Annotated in this window: 14 protein-coding genes; 4 read left to right on the forward strand and 10 right to left on the reverse strand. The window is 41.6% G+C overall.

Annotated features, from left to right (window positions below):
- Window positions 1-80: 80 nt before the first annotated feature.
- The 3 genes from KO530_RS06570 to KO530_RS06580 form a co-directional block, all read right to left on the reverse strand.
- Window positions 81-335: a Txe/YoeB family addiction module toxin gene (locus KO530_RS06570; protein WP_216047621.1), complete on the reverse strand. Its 255-nt coding sequence runs from the start codon at window positions 333-335 to the stop codon at window positions 81-83.
- A complete protein-coding gene (locus KO530_RS06575) occupies window positions 332-574 on the reverse strand; it encodes a type II toxin-antitoxin system Phd/YefM family antitoxin (RefSeq protein ID WP_252728951.1) in 243 nt (80 codons plus the stop codon). The genes KO530_RS06570 and KO530_RS06575 overlap by 4 nt, the downstream gene beginning before the upstream one ends.
- A gap of 449 nt (window positions 575-1,023) precedes the next feature.
- On the reverse strand, window positions 1,024-1,608 hold the full coding sequence (locus KO530_RS06580; protein WP_252728955.1) for a DUF922 domain-containing Zn-dependent protease: 585 nt from the start codon (window positions 1,606-1,608) through the stop codon (window positions 1,024-1,026).
- A 219-nt stretch (window positions 1,609-1,827) separates the two neighbouring features.
- Here KO530_RS06580 and KO530_RS06585 point away from each other — a divergent pair, with 219 nt between their 5' ends.
- A complete protein-coding gene (locus KO530_RS06585; RefSeq protein ID WP_216047624.1) occupies window positions 1,828-3,249 on the forward strand; it encodes a hypothetical protein in 1,422 nt (473 codons plus the stop codon).
- Window positions 3,250-3,268: 19 nt separating this feature from the next.
- A complete protein-coding gene (locus KO530_RS06590; protein ID WP_216047625.1) occupies window positions 3,269-4,510 on the forward strand; it encodes an ABC transporter substrate-binding protein in 1,242 nt (413 codons plus the stop codon).
- Between the two features lie 32 nt (window positions 4,511-4,542).
- Here KO530_RS06590 and KO530_RS06595 read toward each other — a convergent pair whose 3' ends face one another.
- From KO530_RS06595 to KO530_RS06620, 6 genes are all read right to left on the reverse strand, one after another.
- Window positions 4,543-5,445 carry a hydroxymethylglutaryl-CoA lyase gene (locus KO530_RS06595; RefSeq protein ID WP_216047626.1) on the reverse strand — a complete coding sequence of 301 codons (903 nt, stop codon included), beginning with the start codon at window positions 5,443-5,445 and terminating at the stop codon, window positions 4,543-4,545.
- A gap of 4 nt (window positions 5,446-5,449) precedes the next feature.
- Window positions 5,450-7,468, reverse strand: a complete 2,019-nt coding sequence (locus tag KO530_RS06600) for an acetyl/propionyl/methylcrotonyl-CoA carboxylase subunit alpha (protein ID WP_216047627.1) — start codon at window positions 7,466-7,468, stop codon at window positions 5,450-5,452.
- Window positions 7,465-8,286 carry an enoyl-CoA hydratase/isomerase family protein gene (locus KO530_RS06605; RefSeq protein ID WP_216047628.1) on the reverse strand — a complete coding sequence of 274 codons (822 nt, stop codon included), beginning with the start codon at window positions 8,284-8,286 and terminating at the stop codon, window positions 7,465-7,467. Before KO530_RS06605 ends, KO530_RS06600 begins: the two co-directional genes overlap by 4 nt.
- 13 nt (window positions 8,287-8,299) lie before the next feature.
- Window positions 8,300-9,907, reverse strand: coding sequence for a carboxyl transferase domain-containing protein (locus tag KO530_RS06610; RefSeq protein ID WP_216047629.1), 1,608 nt, complete (start codon window positions 9,905-9,907; stop codon window positions 8,300-8,302).
- A gap of 72 nt (window positions 9,908-9,979) precedes the next feature.
- The gene (locus tag KO530_RS06615) at window positions 9,980-11,149 is read right to left on the reverse strand and encodes an isovaleryl-CoA dehydrogenase (protein ID WP_216047630.1); all 1,170 of its coding nucleotides are present in this window, start codon (window positions 11,147-11,149) and stop codon (window positions 9,980-9,982) included.
- Between the two features lie 5 nt (window positions 11,150-11,154).
- Window positions 11,155-11,586, reverse strand: a complete 432-nt coding sequence (locus tag KO530_RS06620) for a MerR family transcriptional regulator (protein WP_216047631.1) — start codon at window positions 11,584-11,586, stop codon at window positions 11,155-11,157.
- 510 nt (window positions 11,587-12,096) lie between these two features.
- On the opposite strand from KO530_RS06620, the gene kynU reads away from it, so the two are divergent.
- Window positions 12,097-13,362: a kynureninase gene (gene kynU / locus KO530_RS06625; protein WP_216047632.1), complete on the forward strand. Its 1,266-nt coding sequence runs from the start codon at window positions 12,097-12,099 to the stop codon at window positions 13,360-13,362.
- Window positions 13,363-13,393: 31 nt separating this feature from the next.
- On the opposite strand, the gene KO530_RS06630 is transcribed toward kynU, so the two are convergent.
- Entirely contained in the window at window positions 13,394-15,046 is a 1,653-nt protein-coding gene (locus KO530_RS06630) for a response regulator (RefSeq protein ID WP_216047633.1), read from the reverse strand.
- A gap of 361 nt (window positions 15,047-15,407) precedes the next feature.
- Here KO530_RS06630 and KO530_RS06635 point away from each other — a divergent pair, with 361 nt between their 5' ends.
- Window positions 15,408-16,565, forward strand: a complete 1,158-nt coding sequence (locus KO530_RS06635; RefSeq protein WP_216047634.1) for an acyl-CoA dehydrogenase family protein — start codon at window positions 15,408-15,410, stop codon at window positions 16,563-16,565.
- Window positions 16,566-16,572 lie beyond the last annotated feature (7 nt).

Genomic DNA, 16,572 nt, shown 5'->3' on the forward strand with positions numbered 1-16,572 from the left:
ACGGACGCTAAACAGTTGGCTAGCGCTCGTTCCTCGCAATTTTAGCCAACTATTTTTCGCCGCTTAGTAAGGCGTTAGATTTAATAGTGGTAGCGAAGTTGCGCTATTAGGATTGTATCTTCTTGATATTTATAAACGAGTCTATGTTCATCATTGATTCTGCGTGACCAATAACCTGAAAGGGCATGTTTTAAAGGTTCTGGTTTACCAAGTCCTTCGTATGGTTCACGCTGAATATCTTTAATTAATGTATTAATCCTTTTTAAAATCTTTTTATCCGTAGTTTGCCAATACAGATATTGTTCCCATGCTTTCGTTGAGAAGGTTAATTTCATTCAAGCAATTCTCTGGGGGTACCATTCCCAGCCTCTAACTCAACTATCGATTCTATTAAGGCTCTCGTGTTTGCTGGTGATCTGAGTAGGTAGGTAGTTTCTTGCATTGATTCATAATCATCTAATGACATCATCACAACAGGGCTTTCGCTCTTTCGTGTAATTATTACTGGAGCATGGTCGTCGCATACTTTTTCCATCGTTTTCGCTAGATTTGCTCTTGCAGCTGTATAACTCATTGCTTCCATTTTTCTGTACCTGTACTTTATTCTGTACCAAAAGTATAATTAAACCTAACAAACAAATCAACAAGGACTAAAAATGTTTGGCTCGGCTCACTTCGTTCGCTAGTATAGCCAAACGTTTTTAGCCCTTTATTTGAAGCGTTGGTATGACTCCCTTTGTCAATAAAAACCGAGTATCTCCCTGACATTTTTTCGGTCCATAATTAGTTATTCTTTCACTCAAATAAATTGAACTAACGCACTGAATGAGGCAGTAATGTTGTCGGTTGGTATGCTGGTATCCGAAGGTTACTTATTCAGTGAATAAACAGAGCTGACCTTACTCGTTTTGTCCCGCGCCGGTCACCGGTAGCACCTTCTCATCAGTCTATGCTCGTGGATCAATCACCTATTGATTCTGCCGCAATTCAATCTGGTAAGAAAACGAGTTAAAAAAACGCCATTTATTTTGCCGAAATAAACACACCTTGGGTTTTGCCGTGTCCGGTGTCTTGGTCGTATTGTTTATTCTGTAGTTGGTAGAATTTTACGAGTTTGGCGACTTGTTTGCTGGCTTGGGATTTTAATTGGCTGCATTGAAAATGGGGAGGCATGCTTTTTAGTTTTCGTTCAATGCTTTCACCAGCTTCAATCCAAATAGCCTGATGGCCTTTTTCGTGATCCAATAAAGCAGTGTAATAATCGTCAAAGGTTTGTTTTAAGCTTTCTGCTGCAGTTTTTCTGTTAGACATTTCGGGCATGGTATAAAGCCCCTCTAAATACACTTTGATGCCTACAAGTCGACATAGGTTGCCGCTAGTTTGTAATCCAAAAACCGGTGTTAACTGCCATTGAGTGCGACCGTGAAATAGTTGATTTTCTTTCACTACGGGGGAGTTTGCGCGCAATTCAATTTTAATTTGCGGTCGCGTCGTGGGGGCAATGGAATAGTGTTCGAACTTTTCAGTTAACACAACCTCAGAAAAAGCATTTAAGCTTGTAAACAGCAAGAAGCCGCAACTCACGCGCTTTATTCCAGCTAAAAACATCAATAATTCACCGTAACATCAAACGAATAAACTCTAAATTACGGCTTTATAGCCTAGATTGAAAGAGGTTTACGCTGACTATCCACTAGCTTGCCATGAATAATTCCTTTTATTTAGCTTAAGATTGTTATCAACCTGACAAATGCTAATTAATTGTATAAAATTTAAACAGGGAAGGTGGTGGTAACACCATCAATTTATAATGGAAAGGTTGATACTTTGAATACAGCTCGCACTAAAAGTAACCCTATGATTATGGTTAGCTTGATTGTCGCACTGCTACTTTTAATTGCGGCTATTGTGTATTCGAGTTCTAAACCCGCCACAGGACCAAAGGTCATCCATTTATCTTCAGGTGAATGGGCTCCGTATTCGGGAGAGTCTCTACCGCAAAAGGGAATTGCGAGTGTCATAGTCACCTCTGTATTTGAACAGATGGGCTATCGAGTCGATTTGCAATTTATGCCCTGGAGTATTGCCCAATCAAAAGCGGAATTGTCGCAGCAGGATAGTCAAATTCGAGGGACTTACCCTTATATCAAAACCGCAGAGCGAGAAAATCATTTTTACTTTAGTGAACCTATCATTGATGTTCCTAACGGGATTTTCTTTCACCTGAAACATACCCCACAGGCGGCCAACATTAGCGAACCGTCTGAGTTACAAAATTATGCGGTAATCACCTTGGCAGGTTACGAATACACACCTAGATTGGGACAGTATATTCCTAACAATACCTGCAATTTCAAAGATACGCTTCAGGGCTTTGAAATACTTGATGCTAACCAAAACTGGATACTGATTAGCGAAAAAAAGTTAACTCAAAGACAATTAGTTGAAGTAGCTAGTAGCGCAGAAGCAAAAAGGTTGAAGCTGACCGAAAGGGTACTTCAGGTTAAACAAGTGAACCCATTTCACTACAACCAAATAGATCCTCAACATTCTCAACCCCTTTATGCTTATCAATCAAGTGAACAGCAATTTCACTCAGGCAGTGAGTTAATCGAGAATAGTAATCTAATTGTTACCCCTGATGTCGCGTCTAAAACAGCAATAAAATCGAATCAGCCCACAGTTTGTCAAATGCCGATTAACACCGCGTTAATATGGCTGGCTTATACCTCTAAGCCTAAAGTTTTCATTGAATCTCAGCAAGTCGGTGAAACCTTATTAACCCAGTCGATGCCAACGTTATCGGCAAAAATAGGCTTTGCAAAATACGTTGATTATGTGCCGCATAGCGTGATGTTTTCTAAAAATAATCCGAATAATCTCTCACTTAGAAATCAGTTTAACCAGGTTCTAGATAATCTAAAAAGTAATCCGCAGGCCTATGACAGCTTGTTGACGCAAGTTGCAAATGAAATTGATATGGCTGATTCAGTGAAATTGGTATCAACTGGTGGTAGTGCCCTTGTAGAAGGGCAGCGGTATGATCCTCAATCAAATCGTTGTTCGCCAACCGAAGTATTTACCTTTCCAAAAGGAAGCAAAGCGTTGGTGCGTCAATGGCCTGAAATTTTCTTAAATAACGCACGCATACTCACACAGCAGAAAGTCATTGCCAGTGTGTTAAATGGTCCATTGGCGTCAAAAACCACTTTATATTGTTTTGAGCCAACCGCTGTGCAACTACAATAAAGTTTGTTACGGAGAACCTATGAAACGTAAAAAAAACAGTAGTTTTTTATCAAAATCGGCACCTTACTTACTGACAATATATTGTTTGGCGGTGCTATTATTCTTTCTTGCTGAGTTAAAGCTCTTTGGCCTTGACGAATATTTGAGGGCCACCAATCAGGTATTGATCTTATTTGCATTGTTGATCATGCCATTTGTGATTATCAATATGCCGAGTTTTATTCAGTCACTCACCTTGAAGGTTTCCGATAAAGAGTTTCATGTTCAGCTCAATGAATTGGAATCAAATTTTAGTCAAACCATTGGACGGGTGCAGCAACAAGTCAGTACATCGGAGCAGTCATTCTGGCCAATACTGGCTGGAGAAGATGTATTGGCGTCAAAACGTCTGGAAGGGCCTAATCCGAAAATCATCATTGGCGCTAAAAATGACCTCTCTCAGATGTTTTTTACAGAGCTTTTAGCGTTGGCTATAACCCATGAGAATTCACATATTGTCTGCGAAATACGTTATCCAAATGGTGATAGCATGCATAACTTCGCCGAACTTAAATACCGATGGCTGGATGTTTACATGGACTATACCGGTACCTGCCTGCAATATTTTAATATCCATCATAAAACCGAAACCGGCGGAATTAAATCACCAGATGAGCTCACTGAGGAGTTAAATCAATATGGACAAGGGTTAGGCATTCAATGGTTACCTAATTTAGGTTGCAGCGAAGATTATTGTTTAGTTATGACCCCTGAATACGCTGAATCTGAAGAAATAATCAGTATTAGCGATTTAAAAACCAAAGGCGGTAAACTGACGTTTAGTGCAGATCCTGAATTTATGAACAGAAAGGATTGCCTTTTAGGCTTGTTAGACTACGGTGTGAAATTCAAATCTGTTTTACCTTGCAGTGTTACCGATCGTTATTCAGCCAAAGAAAGTGGCGAAGCTGAAGTGTTTGTAGGTTACGAATCTGACCCACAAGTATCAAGAGGCGAAGTGACTATGCTAAAAGATACTGATCAGTTTTTTCCTCGTTATTTAGCTCAACCGTTAGTGTCAGCTGCGGTTTTGAAAAAATTTCCGGAGCTTGAAGCACGGCTGTTAATATTGCATGACTGCATGGATACAGAACAATTAAATGAGATTGTTGCCAAAATAGGAAATTCGAATAATGATCCTGTGCGAGCTAAAGAGGAAGCGAAAAAAATATTTAAACAGGCACTGAAAAAGCACCAACAAAAAAACACAATGCAGATTTAACGACTCTGTCATAAAACAATCAGACTCAATACTCAAGATAACAGGGCGTTTGCGACCTTAGAGGTAGAAGACCGACCAAGCGCTTGCATTATATTGTTTCCCGCATTCACTAGTTTTTCGATATCAATGCCGGTGTGTATACCCATACCATTTAGCATGAATACCACATCTTCAGTTGCAACGTTGCCAGAAGCGCCTTTTGCATAAGGGCAACCGCCTAAACCTGCCACCGCGCTATCGATGGTACTAATTCCTTGTTGCAACGCGATCAAAATATTGGCTAAAGCTTGACCATAGGTATCATGAAAATGCACCGCAATTTTTTCCCTCGGAATAACCTGTTGAACGGCTTCTAACATCTTACTGGTTTTAATCGGTGTGCCAACACCAATAGTGTCGCCAAGTGACACTTCATAACAACCCATAGCCAATAAATGTTGTGCAACCTCTGCTACTTTTTGCGGCGCGATATCGCCTTCATAGGGGCAACCTAACACACAAGAAACATAACCTCGAACTGGCATGTTGTCTTTTTTAGCTTGCTCAACAATGGGAACAAAGCGCTCTAAACTTTCGGCAATAGAACAATTTATGTTTTTCTGTGAAAAGGTTTCAGAAGCCGCGCCAAATATAGCCACCTCATCCACATTTACCGATTTGGCATTGGTGTAACCTTGTAAGTTGGGAGTGAGCGCTGAATAGGTTATACCCGGTATTCGCGTTAACTCTCGAAATAATTGAGTACTATCAGCCATTTGTGGCACCCACTTAGGTGATACAAAGCTACCTGCTTCGATAAATTTTAAACCAGCCAGGGCCAAATCATCAATTAGCTGCAGTTTACTGGCTAAATCAATCAGTTGTTTTTCATTTTGTAGACCATCTCTGGGACCTACTTCGACGATTTTAACCTGTGTTGGATAACTGCTTGTCATAGGTTTACTCCTCGGCTTCAAAGTCGAGCAGCACAGCACCGCCATCTACAAGATCACCGGCGACAAAATAAAATTCTTTGACCACACCTGCTTTTGGCGCTTTGATGGCGTGTTCCATTTTCATTGCTTCCATCACCATTAACGTTTGTCCTTTTTCTACTTCCTGATTAACCTCTACTAATTGCGCAACTATGGTGCCATTCATAGGAGCCGCAAACCCGCCATGGTGATCATCTGCGTCACTGAGACCTAAATCTGCGGTATTGAGTTTACATTGGATGGCAAACTCTTTAGTAAATAGGGTCGTGAAGCCTTGATGGGGTTGCAGCTTCATCTGCAGATTTTGACCATTGATAGTGACGTCAAAGTGATGGCCATCAAGTTTGCCAACACATTCAAAACAACCTTCAGATGTGCTGACATTAATGACTGTGAAACCTAATTGGTTGCATGGTAAATACTCAACTGTCACTTCGATACTCTGCTGTTGAATATCAACGCTTAGCACTTCTGTGAACCGTTCGTTCATGCGCCAGTGGTTCTGTGCATGCCAAGGCGAGTTTTTATTATATGAGACTGACGTTAAAGCCTGCCGTTGTAATATTAAGTAGGTTACTGCCGCTGGGGTTATTAGTTCATGTTGCAGGGCGTTTTTGACAAAAAGTTCAGACTCATGTTGTTCAATAAAGTGAGTAGTTAACTGTGCTTGTTTGAAGGCTGGATGAGTTGCCAAGTTGTACAGAAAATCAATGTTTGTAGTAACCCCGTCAACTTGATACACACTTAAGGCGTCAGCAAGTTTGCTAAGGGCTTTTTCACGATTTTGATCCCATACAATTAATTTCGCAATCATAGGATCGTAAAAGGGTGTTACTTCGTCACCTTCTATCACACCTGTATCAATTCGAACGTTATCCGTTTCTGTTGGGGGCGATAACCGACTTAACAAGCCAGTAGAGGGTAAAAATTGATTATTTGGATCTTCAGCGTAAATTCGCGCTTCAAATGCATGTCCATTTATACTTAGTTGGTCTTGTTGTAAGGGGAGAGGTTCACCTTTGGCCACGCAAAGTTGCCATTCCACTAGATCTTGGCCGGTGATCATTTCAGTTACTGGGTGCTCTACCTGTAATCGAGTGTTCATTTCCATGAAGAAAAATTGGCCATCGGGTTCCAGCAAAAATTCTACAGTGCCTGCGCCAATGTAACCAATTGCTTGAGCGGCAGTTAAGGCTGCTTGACCCATTTGCTGGCGTAAGTCAGAAGTCATGCCTGGTGCAGGGGCCTCTTCAATGACTTTTTGATGGCGTCGTTGCACTGAGCAGTCTCGCTCAAACAAATAAACACCATTTTCATGGCTATCGCAAAACACTTGGATTTCTACGTGACGAGGTTGCGCTAAGTATTTTTCAACTAGCATAATGTCATCACCAAAACCTGACATGGCTTCACGTTTTGCCGCATCCAATGCGTCGTAAAACTCATTGCTATGAGCGACTTGTCGCATGCCTTTACCACCACCGCCGGCAGCCGCTTTTAGCAGAACCGGATAGCCCATGTCATCGGCATGTTTTTTTAACAATTCTGGAGATTGATCATCACCGTGATAACCCGGTACTAGCGGAACGCCAGCTTGCTCCATTATATGCTTAGCGGCCGATTTGGAACCCATAGCTTCTATTGCCGCAACAGGTGGTCCAACAAAGATAATATTATGTTGTTCACATAAACGACAGAACTGTGAATTCTCTGATAAAAAACCGTAACCGGGATGAATCGCATCCACGTTTAGTTTAATTGCCGCGGCGATAATCAGCTCGCCTTTTAGATAACTATCACGGGTTGGCGCGGGGCCAAGTCTGACTGCTTCATCAGCCATTTTTACATGCTGCGCATTGATATCAGCATCGGAATAAACTGCAACGGTTTTAATGCCTAACAATTTGGCGGTTTTTATAATTCGACAAGCAATTTCTCCGCGATTAGCGATAAGCAATTTGTCTATGTTTTTTAGGTCATTCATGATTTTTCCCGCCATGCTGGTTGTCTTTTTTCCAAAAACGCAGCTAATCCTTCTTGACCCTCTGCTGACACCCGTGTTGTCGCAATACGTAAACTGGTTTTCTCAATAAGTTCTTGGTCCAGTTGTTCGTCTTTAATATCAAACACTAATTGCTTGGCAGCGGCTACTGCGACAGGCCCGTTATTGATTATTTGAGTGACCAATAAATCAACTGTTGAATTTAATTCTTCCTCGGTAACCGCTTCACTGACTAAGCCCAAACGACGTGCTCTGCGAGCAGAGAAAACTTCCGCAGTCATAAAATAGCGGCGTGCGACTCTATCGCCAATCGCATCGATAACATAGGGGCTAATAGTCGCAGGTATCAAACCCAATTTAACTTCGCTTAAGCAAAATTTGCTTAAGCGGCTGGCAATGGCGATATCACAACAAGAAACTAATCCAACCGCACCACCAAATGCTGCGCCCTGAATTTTTGCAATAGTAGGTTTGGGCAGGGTGTAAAGAGTATGCAGCATATGCGCTAATGCATTTGCATCCGCTAAATTTTCTTCATAACTAAAGTTAGCCATGCGCTTCATCCAGTTGAGATCCGCGCCAGCGCAGAAACTCTTGCCATTGGCTTGTAATACCAGTACTCGCGCTTTGTCGTCTCTGGCCACCCGCTTAAAACAATCGGTAAGCAATGCAATAGTGTTATCGTCAAACGCATTGTGAACTTCTGGTCGGTTCAAGGTAATGGTCGCAACGCCGCGGGAATCAAGGGCGTAGATTACATCTTCTGAATGTGTTTGTAGGGTACTAGGAGTATTATTCATAACGGAAATCACCTTACATTCTAAACACGCCAAAGCGTGTTTCTTCAATGGGTTTATTGAGTGCCGCAGAAATTGAAAGCGCGAGCACAAAACGGGTATCAGCAGGATCTATTACACCATCATCCCAAAGTCGCGCGGAGGCATAATAAGGGTGGCCTTGTTGTTCATAGGTATCAATAATAGGTTGTTTAAATGCGTTCTCTTCTTCTACACTCCAGCTTTCGTCGTGCCGTTGTTTTTGATCTCGTTTGACTTGCGCTAGCACGCCAGCAGCTTGCTCTCCACCCATCACCGAAATTCGCGCATTTGGCCACATAAACATAAACCTAGGATCATAAGCTCGGCCGCACATACCATAATTTCCAGCGCCGAAACTACCGCCAATTAACACGGTAAATTTAGGCACTTTGGCACAGGCTACTGCGGTGACCATTTTAGCTCCATGTTTGGCGATTCCGCCCGACTCGTATTGTTTACCCACCATAAAACCGGTGATATTTTGTAAAAAAACTAATGGAATTTTTCGTTGTGCACATAGTTCAATGAAGTGTGCGCCTTTTTGTGCAGACTCTGAAAATAAGATGCCGTTGTTGGCAACTATTCCCACGGGATGACCGTAAATACGTGCAAAACCGCAAACTAGAGTAGTGCCGAACAGCGCTTTGAACTCATCGAACTCTGAGCCATCGACTACTCTTGCGATTATTTCACGGACGTCGAACGGTTGTTTACTGTCTTTGGGAATAACGCCATAAATATCGCTAGTGGGGTAGGCAGGCTCTTTAGGTTCAATTAAGTCCAAATAATTGGGTTTAGGTCGGTTTAGACGGGCAATTGCATTTCTGGCTAGTTGCAATGCGTGATGGTCATTGTTAGCTAGATGATCGACAACACCCGATGTACGGCAATGCACGTCACCACCACCTAGTTCCTCAGCCGTGACCACTTCACCCGTGGCGGCTTTCACTAAAGGTGGGCCACCTAAGAAAATCGTACCTTGGTTCTTGACGATTATGGATTCGTCAGCCATGGCAGGCACATATGCACCGCCAGCGGTGCATGAACCCATCACAACCGCTATTTGTGGAATATTTTGCGCAGACAAATTTGCTTGATTATAAAAAATTCGACCAAAGTGCTCCCGATCTGGAAAGACTTCATCTTGTCTTGGAAGATTCGCACCACCTGAGTCCACCAGATAAATACAAGGTAAATTATTTTGCTCGGCTATGGTTTGGGCGCGTAAATGCTTTTTAACGGTTAAAGGATAATAGGTGCCACCTTTAACCGTCGCGTCATTTGCGACTATCATACATTCCACGCCTGATACTCGACCTATCCCAGCTATTACGCCCGCTGCGGGGACATAATCTGCATAGACATTCCATGCAGCAAGTTGGGACAACTCTAGAAAAGGAGAGCCACTATCTAACAGCGCATTTACTCTGTCTCTGGGGAGTAATTTCCCTCTTGCGGTATGACGTGCATTGGCCTTATCACCGCCACCCAATTTAATTTTGGCGATAACTTCTTTTAAGTCGTTAACTTGCCGAGCCATGTTGGCAGCGTTATCGATAAACTCTTGGCTTTTAACGTTTAATTTGCTGACGATAGGGGGCATGCATTCGCTCCTAATCCGGTTAAGTAAAATTTAACCCCATTGTGATGACATCTAAATGTCAAAAGTTGGGAATTAGCGGGTTTCGTTAAATAATTCGCGACCAATTAACATGCGACGTATCTCTGAAGTGCCAGCGCCGATTTCATACAGTTTTGCATCACGCAACAAACGACCTGCTGAAAACTCATTGATATAACCGTTACCACCGAGTAACTGAATAGCATCTAAGGCCATTTTGGTTGCTAATTCGGCCGAATAAAGTATCGCGCCTGCTGCATCTTTACGGGTGGTCTCACCTCGATCACAAGAACGCGCTACGGCATAAACGTAAGCTCTGGCGGCATTCATCTGGGTGTACATATCAGCAACTTTGCCTTGTACTAATTGGAACTGACCAATAGATTGACCAAATTGTTTGCGGTCATGAATGTAAGGAACAACAAGATCCATGCAGGCTTGCATGATCCCAAGTGGTCCACCTGAAAGCACTAATCTTTCATAATCTAGTCCACTCATTAATACGCGGACACCGCCACCTTCTTCGCCAAGGATGTTTTCCGCAGGCACTTCGCAGTCTTGGAAAACAAGCTCACAAGTATTCGATGAGCGCATACCTAATTTGTCGAGTTTTTGAGCTTGGCTAAATCCAGCAAAAGATTTTTCCACTATAAAAGCGGTAATGCCTTTGGAACCAGCTTTTACATCTGTTTTTGCGTAAATGACAAAGGTGTGGGCATCAGGGCCATTGGTTATCCACATTTTGTTGCCATTGAGGATGTATTTATCCCCTTGTTTATCGGCTCGTAGTTTCATACTCACGACATCTGAACCAGCATTAGGCTCACTCATCGCGAGCGCACCAATGTGCTCACCAGATACTAGCTTTGGAAGGTATTTTTGTTTTTGCGCTTCAGTGCCGTTTTTGTGAATCTGATTAACACAAAGATTTGAATGGGCTCCGTAACTTAAACCGATCCCAGCAGATGCTCGGCTGACTTCTTCCATGGCGATAGTATGAGCTAGATACCCCATATCTGAACCACCATATTGCTCCGCAACCGTCACGCCCAATAAACCCATTTCACCTAGTTTAGGCCAAAGATGATTAGGAAATGCATTTTCTTCATCGGCTTTTTCTGCCAAGGGCGCTATTTCTGCTTGGGCAAAATTGTATACGTGATCACGAAGCATATCGATATCTTCGCCTAATCCAAAATTAAGTGTAGGGTAGGGAGCGTTCATCAAACTTATCCTTTATTTAATTGTTCAAGTTCGTCTTTGCATCGAGACTCAACTTCATCTAGCTCGATCATCAGGACGTTTATATCTTCAAGTTGTTGAATCAAAATGGCGCGTTTTTCTGTGGTCATTTCTAACATAGCTTGAAGCTGAATTTTTGAATTTTGGTGGCTGTCGTAAAGGTTAAAAAGGGTGCGCGTTTCTGCTAAGGAAAACCCCAATCGTTTACCACGCAAAATGAGCTTTAATCTAACTTTGTCTTTTTTACTGTAGATTCGAGTTTGCCCCGCACGTTGCGGAGACAACAACCCCTGTTCTTCATAAAAACGTATGGAGCGGGGTGTTACATCAAAATGTTTAGATAACTCCCCTATACTGAATGTGGGCGCGTCTTGTTCGACTCGAGAGCTGTGTTTCTCAGATTTATTATCAGCATTCATTTCGCATTCCTAAACGTGTAAAACGGCGATAGTGTGTATATGTCACAAGCTTGTATTTTTGTTTGTTTTAAAATTAAAGCTTACGTTTACGTTTACGTATACGTCAACTTGATGCCGAGAATAAACTACCTCAATTAGAAGATCAACTTTTTAACATTTCCCATTTAATATAGTTGATATTATTTATTCAGTTAAAACGAGTGAATAAATATGAAAAGCAAACATGACAAGAAGGTAGGTTAATAGATTAGCTTAGGGCAAAAATAACGGGCTTTAATTTGCCGCTGAATAACCAAAGTTAAGCGTCGGGTAAACAGCTTCGACTCACATTAAAAGTTTTACTGAGTAGCTAACAGCTTTAACAAGGTAAACTACTGATGTTGCGCAAAATATGCTTATTATTACTAATGCTAGTATTTCTAGTCTAGACAGTTTGATTTTTACGAACAAAATTGAATGCGATAAACCTTTTAAATAAACAAATCTAACAATTCTAAATTGAGTAAATAAATGCCAAGTCCTAAATCTTCACCTGCACAGCAAATTGATCAGCAAGCTCAACAATTAGATTCAACGGATAAATTGAGTGCGCTTAAAAGCCAGTTTGAATTGCCCGAAAACGGTGTTTATCTCGATGGAAATTCACTCGGCGCATTGCCTATTATTGCTAAACAACGAGCGCTAGAAACAGTTGAATTGCAGTGGGGGAGAGACTTAATTGCCAGTTGGAACAAGCACCATTGGATTGATCTTCCCATTACGGTAGGAGAAAAAATAGCGCGGTTAATAGGCGCAGGTGTTGGGCAAACTATATGTTGTGACTCCATCTCTGTGAATTTGTTTAAGTTGATCTGTGCAGCATTAGCTAAGCAACCGGGGCGAACGACGGTTTTATCCCAAGTTGATAACTTTCCAACAGACTTATATATGGTCCAAGGTATTGAGTCTTTGTTGAGTCAAGAACGCTGTCAGCTTAAATCGGTGAATGCAAATAATATAGAACAATCACTTACCGAGGAGGTGGCGGTTTTACTCGTAACCCAAGTCAATTATAGGACGGGCTACATTCATGACATGGCAAAGTTAACCAAATTAGCTCATGCTAAAGGAATTTTAGTTATTTGGGATCTTGCTCACAGCGCAGGCGTGCTGGATCTAAAACTTGACGATTGCCAGGTAGACTTTGCGGTGGGTTGTTCTTATAAATATCTCAATGGTGGGCCAGGCGCCCCTGGTTTTATTTATGTTGCTAAACGACATTTATCACATTTTAAACAGCCATTGAGTGGCTGGATGGGGCATAGTCAACCCTTTCAGTTCTCACCAACATTTGAAAGTGACAAGAGTATTTCACAATGTTTAACTGGTACACCTGCAATTATTTCTATGAGTATATTGGACGCTGCATTGGAGGTGTTTACGGCAGTGGATATGTCAGATGTAATGAGCAAATCTAAAGCCTTAACCTCGTTTTTTATGCAGGGTTTAAAAACACTTAAATTAGATCAAGAGTTAACCTGTATTTCACCTCAATCAGCAGAGTTGAGAGGCAGCCAAGTGGCGTTAACACATCCCTACGCATTTGCTATCTGTCAGGCACTTATTGCACATAAAGTTGTGGCTGATTTTCGTGCACCTGAGGTACTTCGTTTAGGTTTTGCGCCCTTGTATATTAGTTTCGAAAATGTTGCCACAGCATTACACAGGCTCAAAAAGATCATGCAAAATAAAGAGTATTTAAAAGCCGAATTTCAGCAACAGGGTAAAGTGACTTAAACAGCCTAATTACTTAAATTTTAATGATGGGTTAAGAATGAGTGGTCAGTTTATCGTTGTCTTTTATGATAAAGCGTTCTTTGTCAGCACTGAGTCTGCCGCCAATCTCATTCAATCGCTTACGATTACTGTTGCTTAATTCACGTTTGTCTAACTCATTAAATAGGCGCAATGTTTTCGCTTTTTTATATTCCGCTAAATTGGATTCCAATAACCCTTGCAGTAAATTTAAACCAAAGGCAGCTTCCTTAGGAAACAGAAGATAGGCTTGGTAGAAGTAATCTACGGATTCTTGATAACGTTGCTGATTGTGTAAATTCAAGCCCTGTTTGTTAAATTTGAGGGCTCTAGGGCGTCTTTCCCCTAACTCTTCTTCTTGCTGTGCAATTACCATTGAAGAGATGGTCTGGTCGGTTAGATCTTCTGTTTCTAACATTTTTTCTTCACAATCAAATAAGATTTGAGCCGCTCGCAATTCATCTCCTACACCTAACCATGCCTTTATGGCATCAGTCATTGTAGGGACATCTGCGGTCGTGAAGTCTTTTTGGTCTGCCTCTTCCAAAAGGGCTACGGCTTTATCTTGATCATTTTCTAACACGGCGACCAAAATGTTCATATAGTCACGTTTAATCGCAAGATTTTCTTCTAAATAATTGCGTCCTGCATTACCGATTAAAAATCGGGCTACTTGCAACGCGTTTGCTCTTTCATTTGCTTGTTTAGATTCTGCTATTGATAAGTAACAGCGCGCCAGTTCCAAGGATAATTCAGCGTATTTTTCACGTATATCTTTTGCGTTAAGCCGTTTTCGTTCCAACAAATCGATTGCTTTATCCATTTTGTTTTGCAACTGGTAAACATAGGATTTGAGCTTGGCCGCGGTCATTGAAAGTGCACTTTCTTTAATTAAGTCTATGTACTCTTCGGCTTCTTCATATTCTTTTCTACCAATACAAATTCGCGCAAGCCACTCGCAGGCTTTGTCATTGGTTAAGTGCGCACCTAGCATGTCTTTGAGTAATTCTTCACTGATTTCTATTTTGCCGGCTAAGTATTGAGCATGTATAACCCCCCATTTTGCCCAAATAACATTTTCTGCACTTTGTAACACGCTGTCATACAACGCAGTGGCTTCATCAAATCTTGAAAGCTTAAGGAGCAGTCTGGCGCGAATTTTTAACAGGGTAGTGCGGGACTTAGGTATCGAGTTGCTTTTAGCGATTTGTTCCAGCTTTTGTAGTGCGACATCCCAAAGCTTTTCATCCATCAGGGTTAGCACTGGCATCAGATGCCTACGAATTCTTAGTACGTTGGCGATGGTTTTTTCTAATATACGAATGGTGTAGGGCTTGATGACTAAGTCATCTGGATGGATATCAACAATTTGACCAATAATCAGTGGTAACCGGTCTGAGGTGACAAATATTAAACTGGTGGTGTTTTTTAACAGCTTTTCACGGTTCAACTCTTGAATAACTTCCACACCATTTTTATGATCACCAAGATGAAAGTCCATTAAAATCAAATCAAACTGACGAACCTTTAATGCTTTTTTGAGTTCTCTGCCGTGAATATAACAGGAGACATTCGAGTAGCCCATTTCTAGCAAATGGTTCCGTAAAAGAATTCGCGCCATGCCATTATCTTCAACTACAGCGATGTTGATTTTTGGTCCAACCACGATAATTTCTTCTTTCTGATCAATTTATTACGACAATATAGCAAGCATAGTATCAAAATAACAATGTACATTGCTATGGATAGATATTTATCCCTCGGCTTTTTACCAATTAGTTCGAAAAATCGGTAACTGGCAGCATTATATTGGCTGGTCTAGGATTACTGAAATGGTAAAAAAGTGGATTATTCATGATCAATATAACCCCATTTAACAAGTTTATGTTGTTGACTGTATACAGAAGTTGGCAGTATTTGATTATTTGATTTTAATTTACGTTAACGTTAAGGTGAGATTTTTGATAACCTTATTTACAAAGCATTAACACTGTCCATTTAATCGGTTTTCTAAAGGAAACTAGCATATGAATTTTGATTTAACCGAAGATCAAATCGCCTTCGTTGATACAGCGAAACAATTTGCAGATCAAGAACTTGCCCCCCACGCTGCGCATTGGGATAAACATCATATTTTTCCTAAGGAAGTAATTCAGAAAGCCGGTGAATTAGGCTTCTGTGCTCTTTACACCCCTGAAGATGCGGGCGGTTTACAACTTAGTCGTTTAGATTCAGCGCTTATTTTTGAACAATTGGCAAGTGGATGCACTGCCACCACAGCAATGATGACAATTCATAATATGGCCACTTGGATGATCGCGACTTGGGGTACTGAGACAGTCAAGTCGGCCTGGTGCCCAACGTTAGTGACGGGCGAACATTTAGCATCCTATTGTTTAACTGAGCCGGGATCTGGCTCAGATGCAGCATCATTGCGCACCTCTGCGGTAAAAGAAGGTGACCATTACCGTATTAATGGCTCTAAGATGTTTATCTCTGGTGCGGGAGAAACCGATGTTCTGGTGGTTATGGTCAGAACAGGTGACAAAGGCCCTGGCGGTATCTCAGCCGTGGTGATCCCTGCTGATGCTGAAGGGGTCATTTATGGTAAAGCAGAAGAAAAAATGGGCTGGAATGCTCAACCTACTCGGTTGATTACGTTTCAAGATGTTTTAATACCCGTTGATAATCTTCTCGGAGAAGAAGGGGAAGGGTTTAAATTCGCCATGATGGGACTCGATGGTGGCAGGGTAAATATTGCAACTTGCTCCATTGGTACTGCGCAACGGGCGTTGGAAACTGCTACTGAATATATGCAAACTCGCACTCAGTTTGGTAAACCCCTTGCGGCATTTCAAGCACTACAGTTTAAATTGGCTGATATGGCGACCGAATTAGTCGCGGCCCGTCAAATGGTAAGATTGGCTGCGTTTAAGATTGATAGCCAAAGCCCAGATAAAACGACTTACTGTGCCATGGCTAAACGATTTGCAACAGACGTGGGTTTTCAAGTTTGTAATGAAGCGCTACAAATTCACGGTGGTTATGGTTACATTCAAGAGTACCCACTTGAGCGTCATGTGCGGGATGTGCGTGTACATCAAATTTTAGAAGGTACAAATGAAATTATGCGCGTCATCATCGGTCGACGTTTATTATCAAACAGTGATAGCCAAATCCTTTAGGAGTTTA

Source organism: Aliiglaciecola lipolytica (assembly GCF_018860635.1).
In the GTDB taxonomy this organism is placed as follows: domain Bacteria; phylum Pseudomonadota; class Gammaproteobacteria; order Enterobacterales; family Alteromonadaceae; genus Aliiglaciecola; species Aliiglaciecola lipolytica_A.